Raw genomic sequence first — 24333 nt, forward strand, 5'->3', positions numbered from 1 at the left:
TTACAAAAGCACAGGTATTCGACAGTCTCAAAATCTGATGATTTCTGCGGCTGTCGAATTTTAATGGAGCTTTTAATACGCCGGCGGCAGCGGGGTTGTTGAAAAAGCAGGCGGGGTTGAAACAACTCCCGCTGCCGCAACGCCCTAAAAAATTGTGTTATCGGCAATTCATACCCGCCTTAACATTGGGGAACAAACGCATAAAAGTGAGGCCCCAAGCTCTGCAAACTAAGCGGGCTTCCAAAGCGATTACAAGTCGGCACAGCAAAGCCGAACTCACGGGAGAACAATCGAGTCAGCAGACTGTATACTGCGGCTTCTTATCGCTCTTGCAGCGTTTCCCGTCCCGTTATTTCTCCCGCCAATTCAAAGCCTTTTTTTGCGGCGATAACGGCGACAATTTCGTTTATAACCGCAGCGGCGGCTATTGTCCCTTGAATAAGCTGTGCATACTGCGGAACACTGCCCGACAGTACCGACACGGCTATACCGGTAAATACGAGGGAAACACCCGAATGCGGCAAAAGCGTTAAACCTAAATATTTTTTTACCGGATCGGGGGAATGCATCAGTGCCGCACCGAAACGGGCTCCGAAATATTTTCCCGCAGCACGGGAGGCAATATATAAAAAGGTAAAAAAGCCTGCGCCGAATATCAAACGGTAATTAAGCGGAGCGCCCAAGTTAAGAATGGCCGCCGTCATTGCAAGACTTATTACCGGATTAACACGGTGCATCAGCTTTTCGAGTTTTTCTTCCGGTATCATATTGGAAAAAAGTGCGGAGTATGCCATTCCGATAAGCATAAAATTCAACACCGGTTTTGCAAATATCGAGGTATTTACGTATATCCCGATTGCCGTAGCTGCGGTAATTGAAATGCAGAGATTGATACATAACGCTGCAAGACTGTTTGTCTTTTGCATAATAAAGCCGCTGATAACGCCTGCAATGCCTCCGATAAAAAGCGGCAGCACAATAATCAGCGGAATGATGAGCGGGGAAAAAGCTCCCGCTGCCAAGTGCATTTTTACCGCCGCAATAACCGTAAAAAAGATGACGACACCGACCATATCATCAAGCACCGCCATCGGAATAAGCGTTTTTGTTACCGGGCCGTTCGTTTTAAATTCCTGCACAATAGATAAAGCAGGCGCCGGAGCCGTTGCAAGTGCAATGCCGCCTAAAATCAATGCAATGTACACCGGAATACCGGCGGTGTAAAAGGCAAGGGTAAACACAAGCGAAACAATCAAAAATGTTCCTACCGACTGTGTGAGCGTCGTGATAAAAATCTGCATACCGGCAGCTTTTATTTTTTTCCACACCAGCTCGGAGCCGATTAAAAGACCGACCGTACATTCAATAATGCACATCAGGGTTTCGTATACGGGCGTTTCCAAAATAGCGGAGTTTAACACGGTAAACCCGAACGGGCCGACAGCCATTCCCGCAATAAGCCAGCCGAGAATTGCAGGCAGCCTGCATTTAGAAAGAGCTTTCCCAAGACACAGCGCAATCACAAAAGCCGCCGTATATCGTACAAGTAATATCATACATACACTCCATATATAGTATTCATAGTTTATACTAATTACCGCAGCATGAACGATTAGTCTGCCGCTTGAGCGGTGTTTTTTACCGCTTCCATTTTTTTATCAAGACAGGCGCATATTTGCGCACATTCGAATAAGGCACTTTGTACCGTATGCAGTTTGTCTTCTGCGATGTGTTTTTTATATTTTATTTTATGCTCCAAACTTGCCCATAAATCCATCGCAATGGTTCTAAATTGAATTTCCGCCTTTACCCATTTTTTTTCGTCCGCTAAAAAAATAGGCACTTCAACGATGAGGTGTAAACTCCTGTATCCGTTCGGCTTAGGATTTTTAATGTAGTCTTTGGTTTCAATGAGGCGTATATCGTCTTGTTTTAAAAGGCTTTCCGCAAGCAGATAAATATCGTTTTCAAACGAACTGATGACGCGGATACCGGCTATATCGAAAAGATACTTTTCCATGTTTTCTACGGTAATATCGCAGTTAATCCGTTTGAGTTTTTTAATAATACCGTCAACGGATTTTATGCGCGATTTTATCGTTTCTATAGGGTTACGATCATACTGAAGATTAAATTGAGAATCCAATACGTTGAATTTTGTTTCAAGTTCCATAACGGCACATTTGTAATACGTCAGTGCCGTTTTAAGCGGCAAGATATATTCGCTCCATTCATCGTTTAAAACTTTAGCAAAAAAATCTTCCCGTAATTCCGTTGTGTGCATACGCTGCTCCGCAATAATTGAAAGAACAGTATAATCGGAACGGTGTGCTTTGTTAAGCGGGACGGGGAACAACCAACAAAGTTTCGAGTTGAAAAACCCGTTCTGTCGGGGTGGTCACCCTTCCCCTTCATACGGTACGTCTTGATTACTCTTTATTGAGTTTCTACAATCGACGTACCCTTAAATCTTATTAGGATTCTTTACTTAACAGGTAATAAAGACTTTTTACCAAGGTGCCGGTGGCTTTTTCTTTTAAATACCCGAAAGCCTCCGAAATATAAGCGGTGCCTGCAATGTCGATATGAATCCACGGGATATCTTCTTTGGCAAGGAAGGAGCCGACAAAGAGCCCCGCTGTCATCATACCGCCGAGTTTGCCTCCGCTATTTTTTAAATCGGCTACCTTCGATTCATTCATTTTTTTGTAATACTCGATATTCGGCATTTTCCAAATAAGTTCACCCGCTCTTTTGTTTGCTTCTTCCAGTTCGGCAAAGAATTCGTCATTGTTTGTAACGGCTCCGCTTACCTGTTCCCCAAGAGCAGATACACAGGCGCCTGTAAGGGTGGCAAGGTCAATCAGCTTTGTTGCGCCGAGATTATTGGTAGCATAATATACGGCGTCCGCCAAGGTCAGCCTGCCTTCTGCATCGGTGTTAATAATTTCAATGGTTTTACCGCTCATTGAGCCGATAATATCGCCGTTTCTGTAGCCGTCTCCTGAAATCATATTTTCGCAAGAGGCAACTACGGCAAAAACGTTTACCTTTGCTTTAAGGTCGGCAATCGCATGCATAGTTCCGATGACCGTGCCGGAGCCGCCCATATCCGTGAACATCTCAACCATACTTGTTGCGGGCTTAATCGCATAGCCGCCGCTGTCATAGGTTAAACCCTTACCTACCAGTGCAATTTTTTCATCGGATTCTGGGTTATTGTAATATTCCATAACAATCAGTTTAGGCTCTTTGGTACTTGCCCTTGCTACGCTGAGAAAGGCTTCCATTTTAAGGTCTTCAATTTCTTTTTTACCGTAAATGCTGACCTTTACGCCCTTCGCTTCAAGTTTTTCTTTGGCGATTTGAGCTAAGGTTTCAGGATATATTACATTTGCAGGCTGATTAACCAAATCACGGGTTAAAAACACCGCTTCCATCAATTTGACGGCTTCGTCGATACCCTTTTCAGCCCTCGCTTCTTTGCCTTTATCGGGATTATAATTAACCGTAAGCTCCGGCACTTCTTTACGGTCGCTTTTAAATTTGTCATATTTATATGTCGCATGCAGCATACCTTCAGCAATGGCGGAAGCCATACGGTAATTACATAGGTTGTTCAGTTTTGGAATATTCAGCTCAACCTCCGGTACCTTGTTTTTTAAGAGTTCGGCTGCCGCTTTAAAAAATGTTTTTCTTAAAAGCTCTAAATCAATTTTTTCTTCTTTTCCGAGACCGATAAAAAGGTGAGCTTTAAGGTTACAGTCGAGCATGTAATACACCTCTTCCGCCTTTCCCGAAAACAGTTCTTTTTCTTTTAAATAGTTAAGGTAGTCGCCTTCGATTTTGTCTTCATAAACCAATTGCGCGACAACACCGCCGTGTTTTGCAATAGCAAATTTCATATTTTCCTCCGAAACTAATTGTTTTGAAATTGTTGTTTGTATGAGTATACATACTTTGAAAGGCAGGAGCAAGGGGGACGGATTTTTTAATTGCGGTTTGCTGTATTTTCAAAGCCGGACCTTATTTGTGCGAAGGGTTTAATCCGTCAGGGGTGTAAATAGTACATCGATATTCTTGCGCCGTAACATGAGGATATCAAACCCGGCTGCACCCCGCGTTAGCGGATAATTTTTACACCGTTTATCTCTATAGTTTTCCATCAAAAATTGAAAACATCTATTTATTTAAACCTAATTAAATTTTAAATGAATAACCGATGTTCTATGAAGTTTGTCGGCAAAATACATATACATTCGCGTTTTTAATTTTAATCCTTCACACTGTTTTAATGCTTCGTCAAAAAATCCGTCAACAGCTATAAGGTTTGTATCGGTAGTATGTGCAAATTCCTTCGGATTATCTACACTAAAATACATTTGAGCATTGGTGTTACCGGTTTTTCTAACATATTTATTAGCTAATTTTAATCCGGCGGAATTTGTTGCATCAAATACCAATTCGCCTGTAAGAATTAAAGCCTTCATTTCCTTAATCATCTGTATAATTTTATTTTCATTGAAGTACTGATATACTCCTGCAACAACAATCATAGTCGGCAATGAAGTATCTATTTCTTTTATCCAATCAAGAGTAAACATATCTCCTGAAATCAATTTTTCATTATCCGCATTTCCCAATACTCTTTTTCTGGTGCTTATAACATTAGGTAAATCTATTTGATAAAAGCAGGCTGTAGTATTATTGATACGATTATAAGCGGTTTCCAAACCGGCTCCTAAAAACACTACATTGCTTTGAGCATTTGTTTCAAGAAACTTTATTATTTTTTTATCCATTGTTTGCTGTCTGCATACACTTGCCATATAAAAATATTCGGTAGTGTTATTTTTTATATCATCTATCGGTATATACCGTTTTAACGACAATGCTTTTTCATCATAAAAAAATTCGGGGAATTTTTCAGATGCATATATTCTTGCTGCAAGCGGAATGTATAAGGTGTCCTCTACACCATTAAGTAAATTTTCCGTACTCATATCATAAACCTCCTTATAAAATAAACAAGCACAGAAAATATCGATTTTCGAGCATTGTTTATTTTCCGCCGTTTCGTAAGCAACGCTGAGAAACGGCATACAATAATGCGAGTTTGCAAAATAGTTCTTTTAAGCAAACTCGCAGTGTTTTTAATCGGCGCTATTTAAGCCGATTAAAATAAACCTCCCTATAAATTCGACAACCGCAAAAATCATCGGATTTTGAGGACTGTCGAATTTCCTCACTTTTGTAAGCGCAGCTTGCAAAAGTGCATACAATAATGCGAGTTTGCAAAATAGTTTTTTTAAGCAAACTCGGGCTAGTGTTTTTAATCAATGCTATTTACATTGATTAAAATAAACCTCCTTTCACTTTATTGATATTCAAATTTCAATTTAACTTTCGCAGTATCAGACATAATAATATTTATTTTATCTCTACATTAGTTATCAGGGTTTGTTTGTTATAATCTTTGCCCGATATTTTTTCCGTAATTTCACCGATTGTTATCGTATCATCTATTTTTATCTCGCAGGTAAATAACACGGAATTTTCCCATTTTATATTTGCTTCAATAAATATTGTATAGGTTCCCTTTTCTACGAATTCTCCGACCTCATCTTTGATATCCCATTCCAATTCAACCTTTCCGGATTTAGGAGTTGCACTGCTTATTCCGTCTATGCCGATATTTTTTACGGCTTTTCTCCATAAAGGAAGGCTTTCAGGTCTTTTTTTCCATCCTTTCCCTGCCGTAAAATCGGTAACAAATAGATTTTTTACGAGTACTCCTTTTTGGTTTTCTACCCACACGGCAAATTGGTTGCTTGCCAGTCCGAATTTTCTGGTAAAATCGAAATGAATGCTTATTGTTTTTCCCCGACTGTTTAACTCCTCTGCAAATATATTTGCGGAAAGCGCCGTAAAAATAATTAAGACGGTTAATAGTATTTTTTTCATATTATTCCTCACTTTATTGTGATTAGTATATATCAATAAATAGAAAGCCGCAAGCCGGCGGAATGTTAGAGTTTTACTAATTCTTCCAAAAGGCTTTCTCTTCGGTGTTTGGCACACAGAGGATACAAAACAAATGCCGTCCAATAAATTTTTGTATAAAGTTCGTTTATACAAAAATGTTTTTTAATTCATTCCCGCTTTCAATTTCACTCTTATTTTCCGTCATTCCGTAAGCAAAGCAGAGAAACGTCATAAATTAAATATGCCGACACTTGAGGTCTTTAAAAGATGTTCGTTACTTTTAAATACTCGTATAATTCCGTATTTTTAGCTAAAAGAATATAATCCTTTAATGTCATACCGTCTTGTTCTCCGCCGGTAATTTTTTCATCTATGCAAGCACCTTGAGAGAGAACATAATCGAGCATTTTTTTATTTCCACCCAAACCGACTGCATGAATTATCGAAAAGTTATAATCGGCTTTTATTAAAACGTCCGCACCCTGTTCGATTAAGAACCAAAACAAATCCTCATATCCGAATTCGGCAGCTTCCATAACAGCCGTAAATCCGTCTTTGTCCTGCGCATTTATATCAAAGCCGTTTTGCAAATAAGTTTTTATGCATTCAATATTATTCTTTTTTGCCGCTTTTATAAATTCATCTATGTTCATTTTATTTTTAAAAATTCATAACAAAATCTTGAACGGTAATCCGCTTTACCGATTCTTCCGGCTCTTTCCGTAAAGCGGATAGTTATTTACGTCTTTTTTGCTTATGTATTGTGTGTATTATGCGAACCGTTCGGAATAATCACTTCTTTTAAAAGGCGGTTTTCTTCTTTTATGCGTACGTAAAGCACAAATACATAAAACGGCAAAATAATAATTGCAGAATATAGCGCATGACAAAGCAATGCCAAGCCGATTAATTCAGGTGCAATATTTAAAAAATAATTCGGGTGTTTTACCGTCCTAAAAAGCCAATGGTCATTATATTGATGATTCTCCGCAATCATCAATTTTACCGTCCAAATACCTTCCAACAAACGGGTTACGGTATACAGCATAAATATGGAAAAAACCAATAGGAAGCAGCCGATAATACTCAACATATCGAATTGAGCTTTTTTGAAAATCGATTCTGCAAGACATGCGGCATAAAAAAGAATATGTAAAAGTGTAAGCCGTTTTGAATTTTCAGCCCCATACTCCTTTCCGCCGTTTGCGAGAATATTTTTCTCATTTGTTTTTGAAACTTTTAAAAACAATAACCGAATAATAAAGATAATTGCAACAATAATTTGTATGATGTAATTCATAGTTCAACCTTATATTATAAAATATGGTAAACACAGTATCATATTATAATCGCTTGTGTCAATAATACGGGTTTCAACCAAGAGCTTATGCATGAACAAAGTTATAAAATAAAACCTTAAACCAAAAAATATTATTGTGAAAAATTACATCTGATGATCAATAAATATTATTTTCTCCGGACCAACACTCTCATTGCAGTTGCAAGTTTATGAACAATTATAATAAAAGTGCAGTATAAAAAGCTCTATATGCGATAGCGGTAAAAGAGTCCGTCTATATGAAAAATGATGTCACTCCATTTTTCATTGCCTCCTCCCGATTTTAAACCCTCTATCTTTAAAATCAATTTTATAACTCGATTGTTTTATTAAAAAAACTATCGTCATTATTTGAATGACTTACTTCAAAAATAATTTTATCATCGCAGTTCCCTAAAAGTAAATTCCTCTTTTGGCGGTACAGTTCGGAACATTCAATATCCATACCTGCTTCAATTTCGTCTATTATAATAATATCAGCTTTCTTGTATTTTGCAAAAAGCTTTATTGCAAGAAGTTTTTTACGCTGCCCTCCTGAAATATTTTTTGCATTATCTTTAAGCATTGTATTTAAAATATTTTTATCGGCTCCATTAAACTTCCATTCATTTAAGTTTTTTTCGATCTCAGTATCTGAAAGATTTGTTTCCATAATTTTAAAATAATCGGATATCGATTCATTTATTATATATTCATCTTGACTTATATATAATATTTTTTGTTTAAAATCTTGTTTCCGATAACAACTTATCGGCTCACCGTTTATCATTATCTCTCCGTCTAAAGGTTCAATTAATAATGTAAGTAACTTTATAAAGGTAGACTTTCCGCTTCCGTTTTTCCCTATAATTTTTACTTTTTCACCGCATGAAAAAACAGCGTTCATCTTATTAAATATTTTTTCGTTTTCATCATAGTAAAATGAAACATCTTTAAAAGCTACGGTATCAATTTTTGTTAAATTTTTATCTCCCATTATTTGAGGCTCAATCCGGAATATTGAATCTATATGCTCAAATGAAGGAAGAGCTGCATAAACGACTGAAAACAATTGTTCCGTTTGTGTACAAAATGAGAATATAATGTTGGAAACAAAAAATAAAAATAAAAGAGTACCCGGCGACGTATTTTTTTCTATTATAAGAACTAAACAAAGAGTAAGTAAGTTAAACATAATATTGATATTTGATAAAATATTTTTTAAGAATACTTGAATAAAATCACTTTTGCGCACAGCCGAAATAAAAGTTTTCATAGTGGAATGATGTTTATTTTTTATATATGAATCCAAATTAGTTGTTTTAAATAATTCAATCGAATCTATAAAAGAATTTGTAACGGCATTTGTTTTTTTTAATTCTGTATTAACAATACTGGAGTATAATTTGATTTTTTTACGAAGCAAAATAGAAACAAAAAATCCGAGTATAGACATGATAAAAAGGCATAAACCTAAAAGAGGAGTTATAATTGTTGTTACAATAAAAAATACAAGCAGCATTAAGAAATTTGAAATGATCCGCATTGAATACATTATTAAACTTGAAAATACTTGCATTACATCATTGAATAAAATATTTTTTAGTTTTTCCCGTCCTATCTTTGTAATTGCTTTTAAAGTTAAATTTTCAATACTGTAAAAAAGATTTTCTCTAATTGATAAAAGAATTTTTCCTCCGGCCATATCCAATAATTGATACCATGATGTGTTTAATACATTGCTAAATAATAGACATAATCCATAAATACAAAAATAACCGGCAAACGAAAAAAAATCTACTCCCTGTTTTACTTTATCTATAAAGAATTTAAAAAACATGGGCAACATTATTTCAATTATAGCTAAAATTAATGTTAAAAAATAAATACAACTTATAAGCAGCCTATTATTTTTCCAAGCATCATACCAATATTTAAAAAATAGCGGAGTTTTTTTCATATTTTTCCTCAACAAAACAAGTTATTGGATTAGGATTTGTATAACTTCCTGTATATTGATATGCAAGAACTCTACAATCTTTAGTTGTACACAGTTTATTTAATTTGCAAAGTTTACATTTATTTGTTGATACGGATTTCTCTTTTCTAAATTTACGAATTGTTTTTTTTGGAGAGTTCCATAATTGAACTAATTCATTATTGTTTAGATTTCCAAATATAAAATCCTTATGATTTGCAATTACACATATTTTAAAGTCCATATTGGAATCTATACAGGCTAAACTTCTACCGCCCTCACATCTATATTTATTTTTTACCATATTTCTTTTTTTTAACACAGAAGGCAGTTTACTATAAAGAATATCAAGCTCATCAATGTCAAAAAAAATATTTTTCTTACAACCGGCGGCATCAAATCCTACATCAATAGTATGTTGAATATTTGGGAAAAGATAATTAAGCATTTTACTTGTTTTATTTAAAGTTAAAAAATTTTGTTTTAACGCTGTAGATGCAATAGACACATCTATTTTCTCATATTTTTCCGCGGCATAAATAGTTTTCATAGTATTTTGATAAGAATTTCCCTTTTGACGTATCAAATTATGTTTTGCTTTATCTCCATCAAGACTAATTTTTAATTTATATACGAAATCTTTGTTCTTTTCAAAAAAGGACGCCATCTTATCTGTTAAAAAACCATTTGTGAAAATGGTAACTTCAAAACCGTTCAAAATAAATAATTCAAAAATTCTTTGATAATCTTTATATAAAAAAAATTCTCCACCAGTAAATGATACTGAACTTGTATGTAATGTATTAATATCCGGTAAAAGTTTTTCAATTTTATTATAATCAATTGAATAAATTTCATATGCATTCATATTGCCGTAATCTCCATAACAATGGATGCATTTCAGATTACACGCATTTGTAACAACAAACATTAAATTCGATAAAGGATATTTAAATTTAAAGGGAGGTAAAACATTTTGATTAGTTATCTTGTTTTTATCTTCAGATATAATATTATTAGACACCAAAAATTGTTGTAAAGAAACAACTTCATCGTTATTACTAAAATATCTACACAACAAAGTTGATAAATCAAAAGCGGACTCTATTTTGTGTCTGTTAATATAACGAATAATATCATACAAAGCACTGTTGATATAATACAAATTACCGTCCTGCGAATTATACAACCTCCAATTTTTACCTTGATTATTTAGATATTGAGTTGCTCTAATATACTTGTTAATATTATACATATATAGCCTCTACTAAATTGCGGCCATATTTGATAACCGATTATAAAATATGACCGCTCTAAGTCTAACAGCTGCCTGAACCGCAAATCCAGTTAGATCCCTGCTCCGCATTTTCGCCGAAACGCTTATGCTTGCATATGATCATAGGCTTTTTCATAAAGAGCTGTCTAAATAAATTTAGCATAGAGATACCTCCTTTATAAATATTATTCCATACATTATGCATATATATATATATATATGTCAATACCTTTTGTAGCCCGGTTAGGTACCGCTCTGCCCTAAAGCACCCGCTTACGGCTGGGGTCTAAGGTTTCCCTGACGGATTAAAAAAATCAATACCGGTACAGCCCCACCTGTCTCTCTTTTAAGTTGTTTGCAAGCACCGTAAAACAATTTAAAAGTTAAGCGGCATACAAAGAGCTTAGCACTTATTCGGCTTTATGCGTCAATTTTTATTTATAGTCTTAATTTTACGTAAAAGACAACTTTCGCCTGTTTTTTTTCTTTAAAATGTGGTATACTTAAGCCCGCATTTACGAGGTTGTATATGGAACAAGAAAAGAACAAATTCGAGCATATAGAATATTTACTTACGGAAAAACGCTACATAGAAGTACAGCGGCTCTTGGCTGATTTAAATGAGGTGGATATAGCGGAATTTTTAGAAGAAGCTCCCGCTCAAAATGCGATTTTAATGTTCAGAATGCTGCCTAAAACTATGGCTGCGGAAGTTTTTACCCTATTGCCCAAAGACCAGCAAACACGCTTTATTTCCGCCGCTACGGATAAAGAACTTGTTCCCATTTTAGATGAAATTTTTCTTGACGATATGGTAGATATCGTAGAAGAAATGCCCGCCAATGTAGTAAAAAAAATTTTAAAAAACACCGACAGAGAAAGCCGCGTTCTTATAAACCAGCTTTTAAAATATCCTAAGGATTCGGCAGGAAGTTTAATGACTACAGAATATGTAGGCTTAAAAAAAGGAATGACGGTAGAACAATCTTTGGCTTATATAAAAAAAGTAGGTTTAAAAAGCGAGACGATTTATACTTGTTACGTTACGGACGAAAACAGAATTCTTGAAGGCTTTATTTCTTTAAAGGATTTGGTTCTTGCGGATTCAACCGAAAAAATAGACAGGCTTTTTAATAAAGAATTTATTTGCGTAAATACTCACGATGATCAGGAAAAAGTTGCCCACACTTTTAAAAAATACGGCTTTTTAGCTCTTCCCGTTGTAGATAACGAAACCCGCCTTATAGGTATTATCACCGTTGACGATATTATGGACGTTATGGAACAGGAAGCGACAGAAGACTTTCAGCGTATGGCGGCTATGCAGCCTAACGATGAAACATATTTGCAAACAAGTATTTTTAAACTTGCAAAGCACAGGATAGGCTGGCTCTTACTTCTTATGGTTTCGGAATCTTTTACGGGAACAATCATCGAGCAATACACCCATCTTCTTGCATCTATGACGATTCTTACGGCTTTTATTCCCATGCTCATGGATACGGGCGGAAATTCGGGAAGCCAATCTTCAACGCTCATTATCCGCGGACTTGCAACGGGAGAAATCGATTTAAAAGATTGGCGTAAAGTTTTTTGGAAGGAATTCAGAATAGCCCTTATGGTAGGGGCCGCTTTAGGAAGCGTGAGTTTTGTTAAGTCCGTTTTTCTCGGAAGAAAAAATCCGTTAATAGCTTTAAGCGTAGGCGTTACACTGGTAGTTACGGTTATGATTGCAAAAATTACAGGCGGGCTTTTACCTATTGCCGCAAAAAAACTAAAACTTGATCCTGCGATTATGGCGGGACCTCTTATTACTACCGTAGTAGACACGGTCAGCTTAATCGTTTATTTTAAAATTGCAACTTTTTTTTGCTCAAGTTTGTTTTAATGAATAATGAATTTCATAAAAAAGTTTAGATACAGCAAATTTTCTCAAAGTGCACATACCGAGCTTCTTTTAAAAGAAGTTTTCCGTAAAATTATTCATGTTTTTTCCGCAGCGGTTCTTATATTTGCAAAATTCTTTTTTATCGAAACCGTTATAGGATTATCCGCAATAACCGTTTTATATATTGTTTTTGAAATTTTACGCTTACACGGAAAAAAGATTATTTTGGTTTCCGCAGTTACGAGGTTTGCTTCAAGAGATAGGGATAGGGGTAAATTCGTTTTAGGCCCCGTAACCCTTTCTATAGGGATTATTCTTACTCTTGTTTTATTTCCGTATAAGCCCGCAGCGGCAGGTATATCGGCTTTGGCATTAGGCGACGGGCTTGCAAGCGTTGCGGGTAAAATTTTCGGTAAAACGCATTTACCTTTTACTTCGGATAAAACAATTGCCGGCACGCTTACCTGCTTTTCAGCCGTTTTTATTTCTTCTCTTTTTATTACGAAGGATATCGGAGTAAGTTTTATTACCGCCTGCGCTGCCGCCGTTTCCGAAGCTTTGCCTTTAAAAAATTTGGATAATATTTTAATCCCTCTCGTATGTGCGGGAACGGTGTTTTTTCTTTTGTAGAGTTTTACAAAAGGCGATAATTTAAAAAAAGGCTATTTTAACTCGTATCGGCACTTAAAATATCTTTTATTCCAAACGTTTTAATTCGGCTTGTATCTTAAATTTTCCGTTCGATAAAGAAATATTCGCTACTGCATAACGGCCTTCCATAAGAGCGCCGGGGTTTATAAGCACGGTTTCTCCTATTTTGTCTATTGCATAAGACTCGTGAATATGCCCGGAAACGGTAAGAAGGGGTTTATAAACTTTAATAAAACGGGTAATACTTTTTGAGCCTACATGTATAAGGGGGGCTACCTTATCGGTTTTTCCGCCATAGGGAGGATTGTGGCAAACTAAAATCAGATTTTTTATGCCATCTTCGGCAAGGTGCTTTACGGCGGATAAATCGCTTACGAGTTCTTCGTCCGTTCTTTCATAAGGGGTAGTTCCGGTAAATTTACTGCCTCCGCCGGAACCGGTGAAATAAAAACCCTTATATTCTTTTAAAGAATTTGTAATTGAAATATCGGCTTTTTTTAATTCGTCTTCGAAGTCGGGCGGGTCGCAATTTCCCAAAACCGCAACAATGTGTTTGTGCAGCTTTAAAAGTTCTCGCAAAAAAGGTTTGCCGGTTTCTATTTTTTGAAAAGCCGCAAAATCTCCTGCAAAAATTACGGCGTCCGTTTTTTCCGCTACGGGTTTTAAAGCGTGTAATTTTTCGATATCGCCGTGTCCGTCGGAAATAATTAAAAACTTTGTCATAAAACAAGTATTGCACGGTTTTATAAAAAAATCAAGCCGTTTTCTCCCGATTTAGGAGAGAGTTTTATCAAGATGTGATGTGAGTTTTTATTTGAAAGATTAAAAGAGGTACCGTTTTACGGCCGCTTTGCAATCGCTGCCCTTTTACGGCCGGACTTTGAGGCTTGTACTTTTACGAGAGATTTCCCGGAGCTTTGGAGTTTTAAGGCGGATTCGGAGCAAAGGAGCTTCACCGGTTGCGAAGCGGTTTTTTAACCATTAAGAGTTCAAAGTTTTTAAGAGTGTCTTGCTAAGTAATTTCTTTAATGTACCTTTGCGAAGTTGAGCTTTACTCAATACTTTGCGGTTTACTCTTTTTTATGTAATTGATAAGGTGCTAAGCGGGTTTACAGCTTTTCTATTTCTTCTTTGGTTACAGTTGAGCTATTAGCTTACATATGAGGGAAAGTATTGTTTATGATACTTTTAAAATAGCTTATGGAAGACACCCTCATCTTACTAAAAATATTTATTATCATTCAGATGGTGAAGCACGGTTTACCTCGAAAAAGCCGGCGAAACTGTTTGAAAAGTCTGGTTTTATAAAAGCGTTTCACGACCGGGAGTACCGCAGACAATCAATTAATAGAGAGCTTTTAGAAAGCAATAAAGCATGAAAGTCCCTCAATACAGCATATGAGATTTGATGATACAAAATAGACTATCGTTAAATATATTAAGCTTTATTATAACAGTATCGAGTTTCATTCGATCATAGAATATAAATGTCCGAATGATATTTATGATAAATTAGCAATTTAACTTGTATACTAATACTTAACAAGTTTTATTTATCCTTTTCATTTTTCCTTCCTCGTACGAATTTCCAATATGCAGAGTACGTAATTACTGTAGCAAGTAGAAGATAGTATTTATTAGCAAACACATCTGCAACTCCCTTTGCATTGAAATGAACAGGAATTTTCTCCGGAAGAAATATGCAAATAATAAATATTACAACATCATTACCAGAAACACCAAGATATCTTTTAACATTCTATCTTTCATACCATTTTCCTCCTCAGAACTAAATAAAATTTAACTTGCTTGTTTTTATATAAACTTCACTTGAAATAACAAGTAAAGTAACTGATATTATCTGTAAAACAGGTGTTATCGGAAGATTTAAAAACCAATTAAGAAAAATCGGTGTAATGAGTGCAATTATTCCGATAAGCCCCGACACAATAAATGATAAGTATATTGCATTTAGATACAAAGATAAGGCGAGATTTACAAGGTATAAAATAATCGGAGATGATTATACTGAAGAAAGATTAAAAGAACGAATTGCAGAAAGAGAGTTTATCAAGACTCCTGATGTCAAAAAACGCATTGGAAATATCATTGATATGAATACCAATACCAAAGTGAAAGAGAGCAAAAGTTATAAATTCTGGGCAACGAAACATAACCTTAATACAATGGCTGAGTCTGTATTTATATCAGAGAGCATGATATTAAATCTGTTAAACAGCTTGACGAGTATATTCAAAAAGCGGCTGATGAAAGACAACATCTGCAAGATAAAATCAGAGCTATTGATAAGGAGATGCAGGAGCTTTATGCCACTATGGAACAAGTTCATACCGTTAAAAATACAGGGAGTGCTACAAGGAATATAAGGCGAATCCGTCTGAAAAGGGATTTTTTGACGAGTACAAAGTTCAGATTACCCTCTATGAAAATGCCCTTTCAGAGCTTAAAAAATCCTATTCCAAGCTGCCAAATCCAAGTGATATTTTAGATAAACTTGATAATCTGCAAGAAAAAAAGAATACCCTCATGCAAGAATATTCTTCCTCAAAAGCCACAATGGACGAGCTTTATAAGATACGAAAAAATTACGAAATATACATGGGCAAGGAGATGGAGAGATAGTTTTCTATATTCTCCTCTTACCTTGTTTGTTTGATCATGCACTTAATTGCTTCATCAATATTGAAAACTGTGCCTTTCCCATCTATCCATCTATCCCAGAAATCAATAGTTGAACTTTTAGGTTCTTCTTTAGGTTTATCTAAAATAATTTTAGTAGGTAACTTAATCGAATCCCCAATAACAATACATTCTCCAACATCAAGATTAGGTAATGTTTCAACCAAGCCTACCAATGAATCAGTTAACATTGTTGCTACTGCCGATTTATCTCTATCATTTGTAATCTTTAAACTTATAATATTATTGCATTGAGATATTATAGTGGAATTTAATTCCGCAGGTCTTTGAGAAACAATCACCAATGAAACACCATATTTTCTTCCCTCTTTAGATATTTTTTCAAATATCTCCAGTGATTTGTTCTCAACCGCTTTCAATTTCGTTGTATCTCTTGGCATATATAAGTGTGCTTCATCGCAAATAAATGCTATAGGATGCCGAGTCTCATCCATTTTAGGTGACATCCAAAATTGGACTTCGTATACCAGTCTTGTAACAATACCTATTATTATAGGTAACATATCTGATGGAACTTCTGATAAATCTATTACTTTTATCTTTTTATCTAGTCCCATTATTTTATCAACAAATTCTTTCAGATATTCAGCTATTACAGTGTTATCTTCATTAAATACAAACCCATATTTTTTATCATCTATTTTTGTCTGAAGTCTCGTAATAAGGTTTGTTAATTTCCCATAGTATTGACCTTGTTTCGTCTTTTCTTGTCCTTTTTTATCTCCTGTTTTATATACTTCACCCGTTGTATCTTCTTTAATATTTTCAACTTCCAAATATTCCTTCAACCCTTTTGCAGAAAAAGGAATCGGAGTGTCTGCTGTAATTATTTCAGATGAAAATTCGGTCATATTTTCTTCAATATACCTTTTCTTATGCTCTAAAATATATTTAATTACTGCTGCCCTTTGATTTGTAGATGTCCCTTCCGAAGATTCAATAAATAAAGAATGAATTTCCTCATAATTAAAAAACCACAAAGGAATATGTAACCCACTATCAGAGTCACTGATTTTTATCTGTTCAGCATAGCTCAATTCATTGTATTCACCATGCAAATCAAAAACAATTAAATTAGCGTGCTCCAACTCATTTGCTTTTTCAAGAATATTTGCTACAGTAAAAGATTTTCCACTTCCAGTACTTCCTACTATTGTGGCATGTCTTTGAAAAAATCTATTTCCATCCAAAATAGCTTCTACAGTTTTATTACTTGCATATTTGCCAATGATTAATCTTTTTTCTGAAGATATCTCATTTTCAAGAGAGTTCATAATAATAGAGAGTGCTTTGCCATCTGCTAAATAGACTTTGCTATTGATTTCAGGATAAGTGTTCACCGCTCTTTTAAAAATATTTTGCTTAGTTGAAGACAATTTTTTATAAAATGTACCTACTAAAGTTATATTGCAAAAGTTATATGAATACTCTTGTTCTTCAATTTCTTCGTCATCAATATCAATTCTTTTTTTGCTTACTCTAGTTACTATTCCAATTAGTTTTTCATCTGCATTATTTCCAGATAAAACAACTATATCATTTATTTTTAGCCTATTTAAAATTTCTTCCTTATCTACTGATACAGATACTTTCTTGGTATCAACATTTTGAACCACACCAACTTCTTGATTTAAATAATTTTGAATATCTTCCATAATTTCCTCCTATCCTAAAAAAGTTTCCGAAAACACATTTATATCCCATAATTCCTTATTTATATTATACTTTTTCCCTTTATATACCATATAACTTCCTTCTTCTGTACTTTCTTCTTTATCTTCATATTTATAAAATAAAGTCCAATTTTCATTTTTCATTGCTCTGTCCAAAAATGATTTTTTAATCGTTCTTGTCAAGACCACCACATCCTTTTGAGTGTCCTCGAATACTGTATTAAAATGCTGATCATTGAATCCATATCCATAAATAAATATAGAAAAACTCTTCTTAGAATCTGTTATCAATTCATTAAAAATTTCTCTATGACATCTGAAAATACTATTAATCATTCCTGACTTATATTTCATACTGCCTGGTGTAATAATATCTATATACTGCTTGTCGTCTTTTAGTAGCTTATAATCATTAATCTGATATTCCTTACCATTCTTTTTTATCCAATTTACAGATCCATGTGGTTTAAACAGTCTCACTAAAGGAACATTCTTAGAAAAAAAGTCATAAGGTTGCTTTAGTATATTTTCATTAAAATATTGATACATATTCCCCGAAAACCCTGATGTAGTTGATAATTTTAATTTATCGCAAATTAGTTCTATGATTCTGTCATAGTTAGGAGTCATTATATCGATTACTTGATTATTTACACTTACAGTTCCTAATAGGTACTTTAGCAATTTTTCAAATCCGGAAATTTTATTTAATATATTAAAATGCTGATTATATTCTTCATCTAAAATAAATTCACTCGTTATCTCTCGAATTGTTTCTACAAACGATTCTTCGCTTATTGAAACATCTAATAGGGCTGCTTCTAATCCTTCATCATTAATCTTCCCTTTATATTTGTTCCACTGCTTTTGTAACTCTAAATCACCGATACTTTCAAAAGATTCCTCTAATTTTTCAGCCAATTTTGACATTCCCGGAATATTCATTGCAATAGAAAGCCCTGTTCCAACTATCAATTTAGGGAAATTTACACCTGATAGGTATCGTCCCTTAATGTTCATAAATATTGGCTCAAATTCTTCACTATCTATATTCATCACTACACTCCATAATTTCTTCAATATAGCAATCCAAAGCATTACAAATTCTAAGTAAAACATCCGTCCTTATATTCTGTCCATTCTTCATTTTGTAAAATGTGCTTTTACTTATTTTTGCCTTTTCCATCATCAGATGTAACCTCTTCTAAATACCCAATATGAGTAAATTTATTACTATCTTGTCTAATATTTCTAATGCTTCTTTTAAAAATTCACTATTATTGAGAGCATCAATTTTTTCAGATATTTCGTTCGCACCAATCGTCATCTTTTTACTTGGGTCAATATCCAAAATTTTCCTCTCTACTAATTCTGCATATCAACGAATAGTAGCAATTTTGTTCCTTTAGATGTATCAGAATAAAAAATATCTCCCATTAAATCTTTTGTTAAAATTCAATATCCTCCATTAAAAAATTTTATTTATTATACCATAAAATATTCTTTGAATAAAGATACTCTCTTTACTCAAATTTCTGTGAGGTTTCCTCTTTGGTATGCAAATTATTCTCCACATCGTATGTTGACTCAAAATAGTCGCTATACTTGAAGTCATTATCATACCTGTCGGGAATACCGTCATTATCCATATCTTTGCTAAGAGAATCGTAGAAGTTACCTTCATCATCAATATTAAATCCAAGTGCTGCTCTGAAATCTTCCGAATCAACATAGACCAAATCACTAAAGGAAGATATCCAATCTAATTTTTCATAAAAAGCAGAAAAAAAGGGGAGTAAAAATTACTAAGCTATATTGCAGCGACAATCAACTTACCTCACTTAATGTACAGGGCTTAACGGCTTTAAATGAGTTGAACTGCAACGACAATCAACTTAGCTCACTTAACGTGCAGGGCTTAACGGCTTTAAATGAGTTGAACTGCGGCAACAATCAACTTAACTCACTTAACGTGCAGGGTTTAACGGCTTTAAGGGTGGTGGGCTGCCACAACAATAAGATTACCTCACTTAACGTACAGGACTGTACGGCTTTAGAGTGGCTGAGCTGCTACAATAATAAGCTGAATGAGGAAGCCTTTATACTACTTTTTACCGATTTACCTTCCCGCCCTTCGAATAACAAAGGCACCTGTTATCTTTATCGGGAAGCTGACCCTACGGAAGGTAATTGTACCGATTTTACTTTATCCCCCGCCTTACAAGCTGCCTTTAATAACGCCAAGGCAAAAAATTGGAAGATGTACAAATTTATTAACAGCGGCGTCGACGCAGAAATATAAGAGTAAGGTTTTACTGTACAAGCTGAGACAATTAAAAGCGGGGTCTTAATTAAAAGACTCCGCTTAAATCATGATAATTTACGCTTTTTTTAAATATTTTTCAAACCAGTTAAATATTTCCGTAAGTCTGCGTATTCTATGCTTAGGTTTTCCCGTGCGGGATAAATCGTGATTTTCGCCGTGGAACAAAACCAGTTTTGCTTCGCAGCCGTGATATTTTAATGCGGTAAACATTTGAAATGCGCACGCTTCAAAACATCGGTAATCTTCATCGGCTTGAATAAAAAGCGTTGGAGTTTTACATTTATCGGCATATTTTAAGGGACTGTGGTTCCAAAGCTTTTCCTGTCCGTTCCAAGGCGTTGCATTTCCGTTTTGGTCCGAATTAAAATAATAGCCTATATCGGTAATTCCGAATTTTGAAACCCAATTTGAAATTGAACGCTGGGAACAGGCTGCGGCAAATCTGTTTGTATGCCCTATCACCCAGTTTGTCATAAAGCCCCCGTAAGAGCCGCCCATAACGCCTACCCTCGCCTTATCTATTTCCTTATACCGCTTTAAAACTTCATCTGTAAAATTCATTAAATCTTCATAATCCGTCGTACCGTATTTTCCGCGTATATCGGCAAATTCTCTTCCCATTCCGTCCGCACCGTGCGGGTTTGTATAAAAAATAAAATAGCCTTGTTGAGCCAAAAATTGCATTTCGTGATAAAATATTGAACCGTATACGGTTTTAGGCCCGCCGTGAATCGAAAGAATAGCGGGGTATTTTTTTCCCGTTTTAAAATTTAAAGGCTTCAGCACAAAACCGTGCAAGGCGCTTCCGTTGCTTTTAAAAGTAAATTCTTCTGGAGTAATCTTATTCAATTTTTTTCCGTAAGAATTATGTTGCGTAAGACACTCTTCTTTCCCGTTTTCAAATAAGTACACTTCCTGTAAGTCCTGTTTTCTAAAGCCGATAAAAAGAATTTTATTTTCGTGTACGGCAAAGCAATCTACGGAGCCCTTTTCGGTAATAAGTTTTTGTATTTCGCCGGTTTCATTTATTGTGTTAATATATGAAGAATCGTCTTCGGTGGTAATAAAATAGTATTTTCCGTTTTTGCAAACCGAATTGGCCCCGCCGCCCAATCTGGAATCGGAGCCTACCGAATTCCAAAGGCTTTTATCGAAATCTTTAGGCGAAATCTTTTTTATGCCGCCGGTTTTATCCGCAATATAAATATCGGCATCTTGGTTTATGCCGTATTTTTTTCCGTCCGCACCGGTAAAAATAATCTTATCGTCTAAAAACCTTGCGTCCGCATACATAAAACTTTGTGAAGCGTTTAATTGTTTTGTTTTTTCGGTTTTTAAATTCATCAATACGAGTTCATTGTATATCGATTTTTTATCGGTATAAGTTGTTTTTATAAAAATAATTTGCCGTTCCGCTTTATTAAAATCGAAGCTCTCCGTTTCGGTAAACTCATCGGTCAGCGGAACGCCTTTCATTGTAGAAAGATTATAAAAAAATAAACGGTTTCTTTTCCTTGAAGTAAAACCCCCGCCGTTTCTCCAAAAAGGAATTTCCTCAAAAGTTTCGTAATCGGCTTCGTCTTTTTTTGCCGCCTCCCGTTTTTCTTTCGGAAGTTTTGCAAAGGGGTCGTTTTTCCAAGCATGTAAAACCAATGCCGATTTTTTATCCGTCATTTTTATCTTTAAAACCGGAAAAGGAAAGGTATAAACCGCTTTAGCTTCGCCGCCGTCAACGGGAAGAGAATAAACGAAGGTTTTTTCTTTTTCCTCTTTTTCTTTTTTAGTACGCCTTGCAGAAAATAAAAGCTCGTTTCCGTTAAAGCCGAAAAAGGCTTCAACATCTTTACCCGTTACTTGCTTTGTTTTTTTTGTCTGCATATTTAAAAGAAACAAAGTCTTGTTGTAACCGTTTTCTTCTAAATCCGCTTCGGCACAAATATATGCCGCATATTTTCCGTCGTCGGAAAATTGTAATCCGCTTAAAAATTGATAATTTTTAAAGTCGTCCAATTTAATTTGTTTCATTAAAAACTCCTATAATTTTATTTCCATTTAAATTGACTGCCGTCAAAATCAAGTTCTTTCGAGAACTTTGCCTCAGTATCCTTAACATCGAGGGTGTTATAAGGATAAGAAAAATTTAATACCTTATTTTTGTTTTGTACTTTCGGAGAAGGATTTTTATTACCGTAATATCCGTCCGAAGCAATTATAAGTTTATTTTCCGAGCCTGAAATAATGCGGTACGGAGCAAAGCCTTCGGTTTCCGTACCCCCGTTCCATAAATCTATTATTGTAGTTGAAGAATTAAAAGCGGAAGATAAATTTTCTATTTTAAACAGTTTACCTGATGTAAAAACTCTTGTAGTGCCGCTATTATTTAATTTTCCTGTTTTTTTTACGCTTACACCGTATAAAATATCGTTTTTTACTTGCATGTCACTTATTTCTGCTAACCAAAAATCATCAACGGGTAAAGAAGGTATATTCTCGGAAATATAATTTCTTTCTCCGTCGGAGATACCGGTATGTTTATATTTACGTATATCGGCATTGTAAGTAGTAGGTGTATTTTCATTATCAACCGATTTTATAGCGGCAAAAACACCGTCCTTATTTGCAGCCAAAGCGGTACAAAAAGATTTTGAACCTCCGCTATCATCAATCTTAACGGTGTATGGGTCTGATGCACCACTATCATAACAGTTTATCCGCTTAATGTACGTTGTATTTATTTGTTTGTATGTATAATATAAATATGTTGTTAAATTGTCTTTACAAACGGCAATTGCACTAGGCATAACTGAAAGGTTATAATTATTATAATCAGGTAAATTCTCAGTTACGACAAAGCTCATATTCTCAGGATATGAGCCATTGGTATTACGAATATACTTTTTTATTGCGAATTTAGTATTACCGTTTTTTTTATATTCCCAAAGAAGATAAAAATGTTCATAATCCCCATCTTGATAATAGCAAAATACATCGGTAGGCTTTCTATTTTCACCGTTTACATTTTCATATTTTATTAAAGCTTGCTCCGATAACCCGTTATACTCTCCCTCATTCTTTTGATAATAAACAAAGCCCTTATCGGTATCCGTATTTTTTGCCAATAAAAGCACCTTACCGCCCGGGACAGGAGCTTGAGCTGCGGCTTCTAAAAACCACTTATAATCGGTACTTTTAAAGCTAAGGTTTCCGGTTACGGTATTAAAAACCGCCAAACGGTTTACATGGGAATATGTTATCGGAGGAGGGCTTGTATTAAAATTATTAAAGCCCTCATCGGCTATGTAAATATTATCGTCTTCAAAGCCCAAAACTTGTACCGCTCCGTAAAAATCGTTTTCAGGTGTATGAATTATGTTGTTCTCCGGAGCTAAACCGTCGGTAAAGCCGTATTGATTCGGCGGCCTATCTTCTATACCTTCTTCCGTATAAGCATATTCTATAATGCCGCCTAAGGAGTAATAAGGAGAACCGGTGATACTGGATAATGTAAAAAGAATATAAATTTTATTATCTTTTATAAAAACATCTCTGCAATGTACAGATTTATCGCTTCCTGCAACCTTGACACCGGGTAAAGATTTTTGACTGCCTACAGATGAAAGCGAGGAACCGTTTATTTTATACATATAAAGTTCATTTGTTTTAACCGTAAATAAATAACCGTTATATACCGCTATATATGCGCCTTGTAAGGTGCCGCCATTTATCTCGGATAGCACGGTATCTTCACCGATTGGGTAAAATTTATTGCTGCTGCCGTCCGTACAATATAAATACGTTTTTCCTGTTTTTATATCGTAAGCTAATTTTACCGTATAGTTTGTAGATAATACTGAAGGTAATGTTATTTCCTTTTTGCCGCTTCCGTCGCTGTTATAACGCTCCAATTTCCAATTGACGGGTGCGGAGGAAGTTTTATAAGCTACGTACAGACGGGCTTTTCCGTCGCGGCAAAATTCGGGATTATCGGTAGAAAAGTAGGAAGCTCCGGTAATTTTAATTGTACCTTCAGGCATAGTAATATCATAAGTTGCGGAAGAGCCCTTCTTTATTACCGAAAACCCGAAGGGTTTAAAAAAAACGGCATTTTTACTCAGCTTTAAATTTACCGTATTATTGCCTTCGGCTACGGTCAAGCCGGCATTACCGGCCCAAACTGCGGAACCCGTAAAAAGACTTACCCTTACGGTAAGTTCGCTCCCCACAATAAAATTTCCCTGAAAGACCTTAGCTTCATTTTCTTCCAAGTATTTTACAATGGAACCGCCTCTCGAATCTATAATTTCAATCTTCATAGAAGCGCTTGAAAGCTCCGGTAAGCCGTTGGCTCCTACAGCTCTTTCCCCTTTTCCTTCAAGGTCTATAATAACAGTTCCGTAATCTTCCTGCATTAAAAGTTTACAGGAAGTAAACAGAAGTGTAAATAACAATGCAAAACACAAGATTTTTTTCATAACAACATACCGCCTAATTTTTAAAATATTACATTTTAACTATGG

21 protein-coding genes are annotated in these 24333 nt (G+C 35.1%); 4 read left to right on the forward strand and 17 right to left on the reverse strand.

Annotated elements, in window-relative coordinates:
• Positions 1-320: 320 nt before the first annotated feature.
• From DYQ05_RS03340 to DYQ05_RS03380, 9 genes are all read right to left on the reverse strand, one after another.
• A complete protein-coding gene (locus DYQ05_RS03340; protein WP_206183836.1) occupies positions 321-1556 on the reverse strand; it encodes a cation:proton antiporter in 1236 nt (411 codons plus the stop codon).
• 56 nt (positions 1557-1612) lie between these two features.
• Complete coding sequence (locus DYQ05_RS03345) at positions 1613-2284, reverse strand: GTP pyrophosphokinase (protein ID WP_024470537.1); 672 nt, start codon at positions 2282-2284, stop codon at positions 1613-1615.
• A 190-nt stretch (positions 2285-2474) separates the two neighbouring features.
• On the reverse strand, positions 2475-3905 hold the full coding sequence (locus DYQ05_RS03350; protein WP_206183837.1) for a cysteinylglycinase: 1431 nt from the start codon (positions 3903-3905) through the stop codon (positions 2475-2477).
• Positions 3906-4196: 291 nt separating this feature from the next.
• Positions 4197-5003 carry a class I SAM-dependent methyltransferase gene (locus DYQ05_RS03355; protein WP_206183838.1) on the reverse strand — a complete coding sequence of 269 codons (807 nt, stop codon included), beginning with the start codon at positions 5001-5003 and terminating at the stop codon, positions 4197-4199.
• Positions 5004-5430: 427 nt separating this feature from the next.
• Positions 5431-5964: a DUF2271 domain-containing protein gene (locus tag DYQ05_RS03360; RefSeq protein ID WP_206183839.1), complete on the reverse strand. Its 534-nt coding sequence runs from the start codon at positions 5962-5964 to the stop codon at positions 5431-5433.
• 281 nt (positions 5965-6245) lie between these two features.
• A complete protein-coding gene (locus DYQ05_RS03365) occupies positions 6246-6638 on the reverse strand; it encodes an ankyrin repeat domain-containing protein (RefSeq protein WP_024469122.1) in 393 nt (130 codons plus the stop codon).
• A 101-nt stretch (positions 6639-6739) separates the two neighbouring features.
• A complete protein-coding gene (locus DYQ05_RS03370; RefSeq protein WP_206183840.1) occupies positions 6740-7285 on the reverse strand; it encodes an isoprenylcysteine carboxyl methyltransferase family protein in 546 nt (181 codons plus the stop codon).
• 349 nt (positions 7286-7634) lie between these two features.
• On the reverse strand, positions 7635-9263 hold the full coding sequence (locus tag DYQ05_RS03375) for an ATP-binding cassette domain-containing protein (RefSeq protein ID WP_024465899.1): 1629 nt from the start codon (positions 9261-9263) through the stop codon (positions 7635-7637).
• Positions 9238-10536 carry a radical SAM/SPASM domain-containing protein gene (locus DYQ05_RS03380; protein WP_020964511.1) on the reverse strand — a complete coding sequence of 433 codons (1299 nt, stop codon included), beginning with the start codon at positions 10534-10536 and terminating at the stop codon, positions 9238-9240. Before DYQ05_RS03380 ends, DYQ05_RS03375 begins: the two co-directional genes overlap by 26 nt.
• A gap of 550 nt (positions 10537-11086) precedes the next feature.
• Between DYQ05_RS03380 and mgtE the strand changes: the two genes are divergently transcribed.
• Both mgtE and DYQ05_RS03390 read left to right on the forward strand, forming a co-directional pair.
• Entirely contained in the window at positions 11087-12445 is a 1359-nt protein-coding gene (mgtE, locus tag DYQ05_RS03385; RefSeq protein WP_024469950.1) for a magnesium transporter, read from the forward strand.
• Between the two features lie 6 nt (positions 12446-12451).
• A complete protein-coding gene (locus tag DYQ05_RS03390) occupies positions 12452-13075 on the forward strand; it encodes a diacylglycerol/polyprenol kinase family protein (RefSeq protein ID WP_024469951.1) in 624 nt (207 codons plus the stop codon).
• 66 nt (positions 13076-13141) lie between these two features.
• Here the strand turns inward: DYQ05_RS03390 and DYQ05_RS03395 are convergent, their stop codons facing one another.
• Both DYQ05_RS03395 and DYQ05_RS14450 read right to left on the reverse strand, forming a co-directional pair.
• Positions 13142-13819 carry a metallophosphoesterase gene (locus DYQ05_RS03395; RefSeq protein WP_206183841.1) on the reverse strand — a complete coding sequence of 226 codons (678 nt, stop codon included), beginning with the start codon at positions 13817-13819 and terminating at the stop codon, positions 13142-13144.
• Positions 13820-14645: 826 nt separating this feature from the next.
• Positions 14646-14813 carry a DUF1648 domain-containing protein gene (locus tag DYQ05_RS14450; protein WP_206184091.1) on the reverse strand — a complete coding sequence of 56 codons (168 nt, stop codon included), beginning with the start codon at positions 14811-14813 and terminating at the stop codon, positions 14646-14648.
• A 199-nt stretch (positions 14814-15012) separates the two neighbouring features.
• Here DYQ05_RS14450 and DYQ05_RS14595 point away from each other — a divergent pair, with 199 nt between their 5' ends.
• Complete coding sequence (locus DYQ05_RS14595; protein WP_020964516.1) at positions 15013-15483, forward strand: hypothetical protein; 471 nt, start codon at positions 15013-15015, stop codon at positions 15481-15483.
• Positions 15484-15756: 273 nt separating this feature from the next.
• Here DYQ05_RS14595 and DYQ05_RS03410 read toward each other — a convergent pair whose 3' ends face one another.
• Genes DYQ05_RS03410 through DYQ05_RS03425 form a run of 4 tightly spaced genes read right to left on the reverse strand, consistent with a single transcriptional unit; the run spans position 15757 to position 18841 of the window.
• Positions 15757-17472, reverse strand: a complete 1716-nt coding sequence (locus DYQ05_RS03410) for an ATP-binding protein (protein WP_020964517.1) — start codon at positions 17470-17472, stop codon at positions 15757-15759.
• Positions 17473-17481: 9 nt separating this feature from the next.
• The gene (locus DYQ05_RS03415; RefSeq protein WP_024465212.1) at positions 17482-18546 is read right to left on the reverse strand and encodes an SIR2 family protein; all 1065 of its coding nucleotides are present in this window, start codon (positions 18544-18546) and stop codon (positions 17482-17484) included.
• Positions 18533-18637: a helix-turn-helix domain-containing protein gene (locus tag DYQ05_RS03420; protein WP_243442789.1), complete on the reverse strand. Its 105-nt coding sequence runs from the start codon at positions 18635-18637 to the stop codon at positions 18533-18535. The genes DYQ05_RS03415 and DYQ05_RS03420 overlap by 14 nt, the downstream gene beginning before the upstream one ends.
• Positions 18638-18694: 57 nt before the next feature.
• Positions 18695-18841 (reverse strand): hypothetical protein, encoded by a 147-nt coding sequence (locus DYQ05_RS03425; protein ID WP_206183842.1) that lies wholly within the window; start codon positions 18839-18841, stop codon positions 18695-18697.
• Positions 18842-19363: 522 nt separating this feature from the next.
• Between DYQ05_RS03425 and DYQ05_RS03430 the strand changes: the two genes are divergently transcribed.
• On the forward strand, positions 19364-19792 hold the full coding sequence (locus DYQ05_RS03430; protein WP_206183843.1) for a hypothetical protein: 429 nt from the start codon (positions 19364-19366) through the stop codon (positions 19790-19792).
• 78 nt (positions 19793-19870) lie between these two features.
• On the opposite strand, the gene DYQ05_RS03435 is transcribed toward DYQ05_RS03430, so the two are convergent.
• Both DYQ05_RS03435 and DYQ05_RS03440 read right to left on the reverse strand, forming a co-directional pair.
• Entirely contained in the window at positions 19871-21841 is a 1971-nt protein-coding gene (locus tag DYQ05_RS03435; RefSeq protein ID WP_206183844.1) for an alpha/beta hydrolase family protein, read from the reverse strand.
• A 17-nt stretch (positions 21842-21858) separates the two neighbouring features.
• Complete coding sequence (locus DYQ05_RS03440) at positions 21859-24288, reverse strand: hypothetical protein (RefSeq protein ID WP_206183845.1); 2430 nt, start codon at positions 24286-24288, stop codon at positions 21859-21861.
• Positions 24289-24333 lie beyond the last annotated feature (45 nt).

The sequence above is a fragment of the Treponema pedis genome (assembly GCF_017161325.1).
GTDB lineage: Bacteria > Spirochaetota > Spirochaetia > Treponematales > Treponemataceae > Treponema_B > Treponema_B pedis.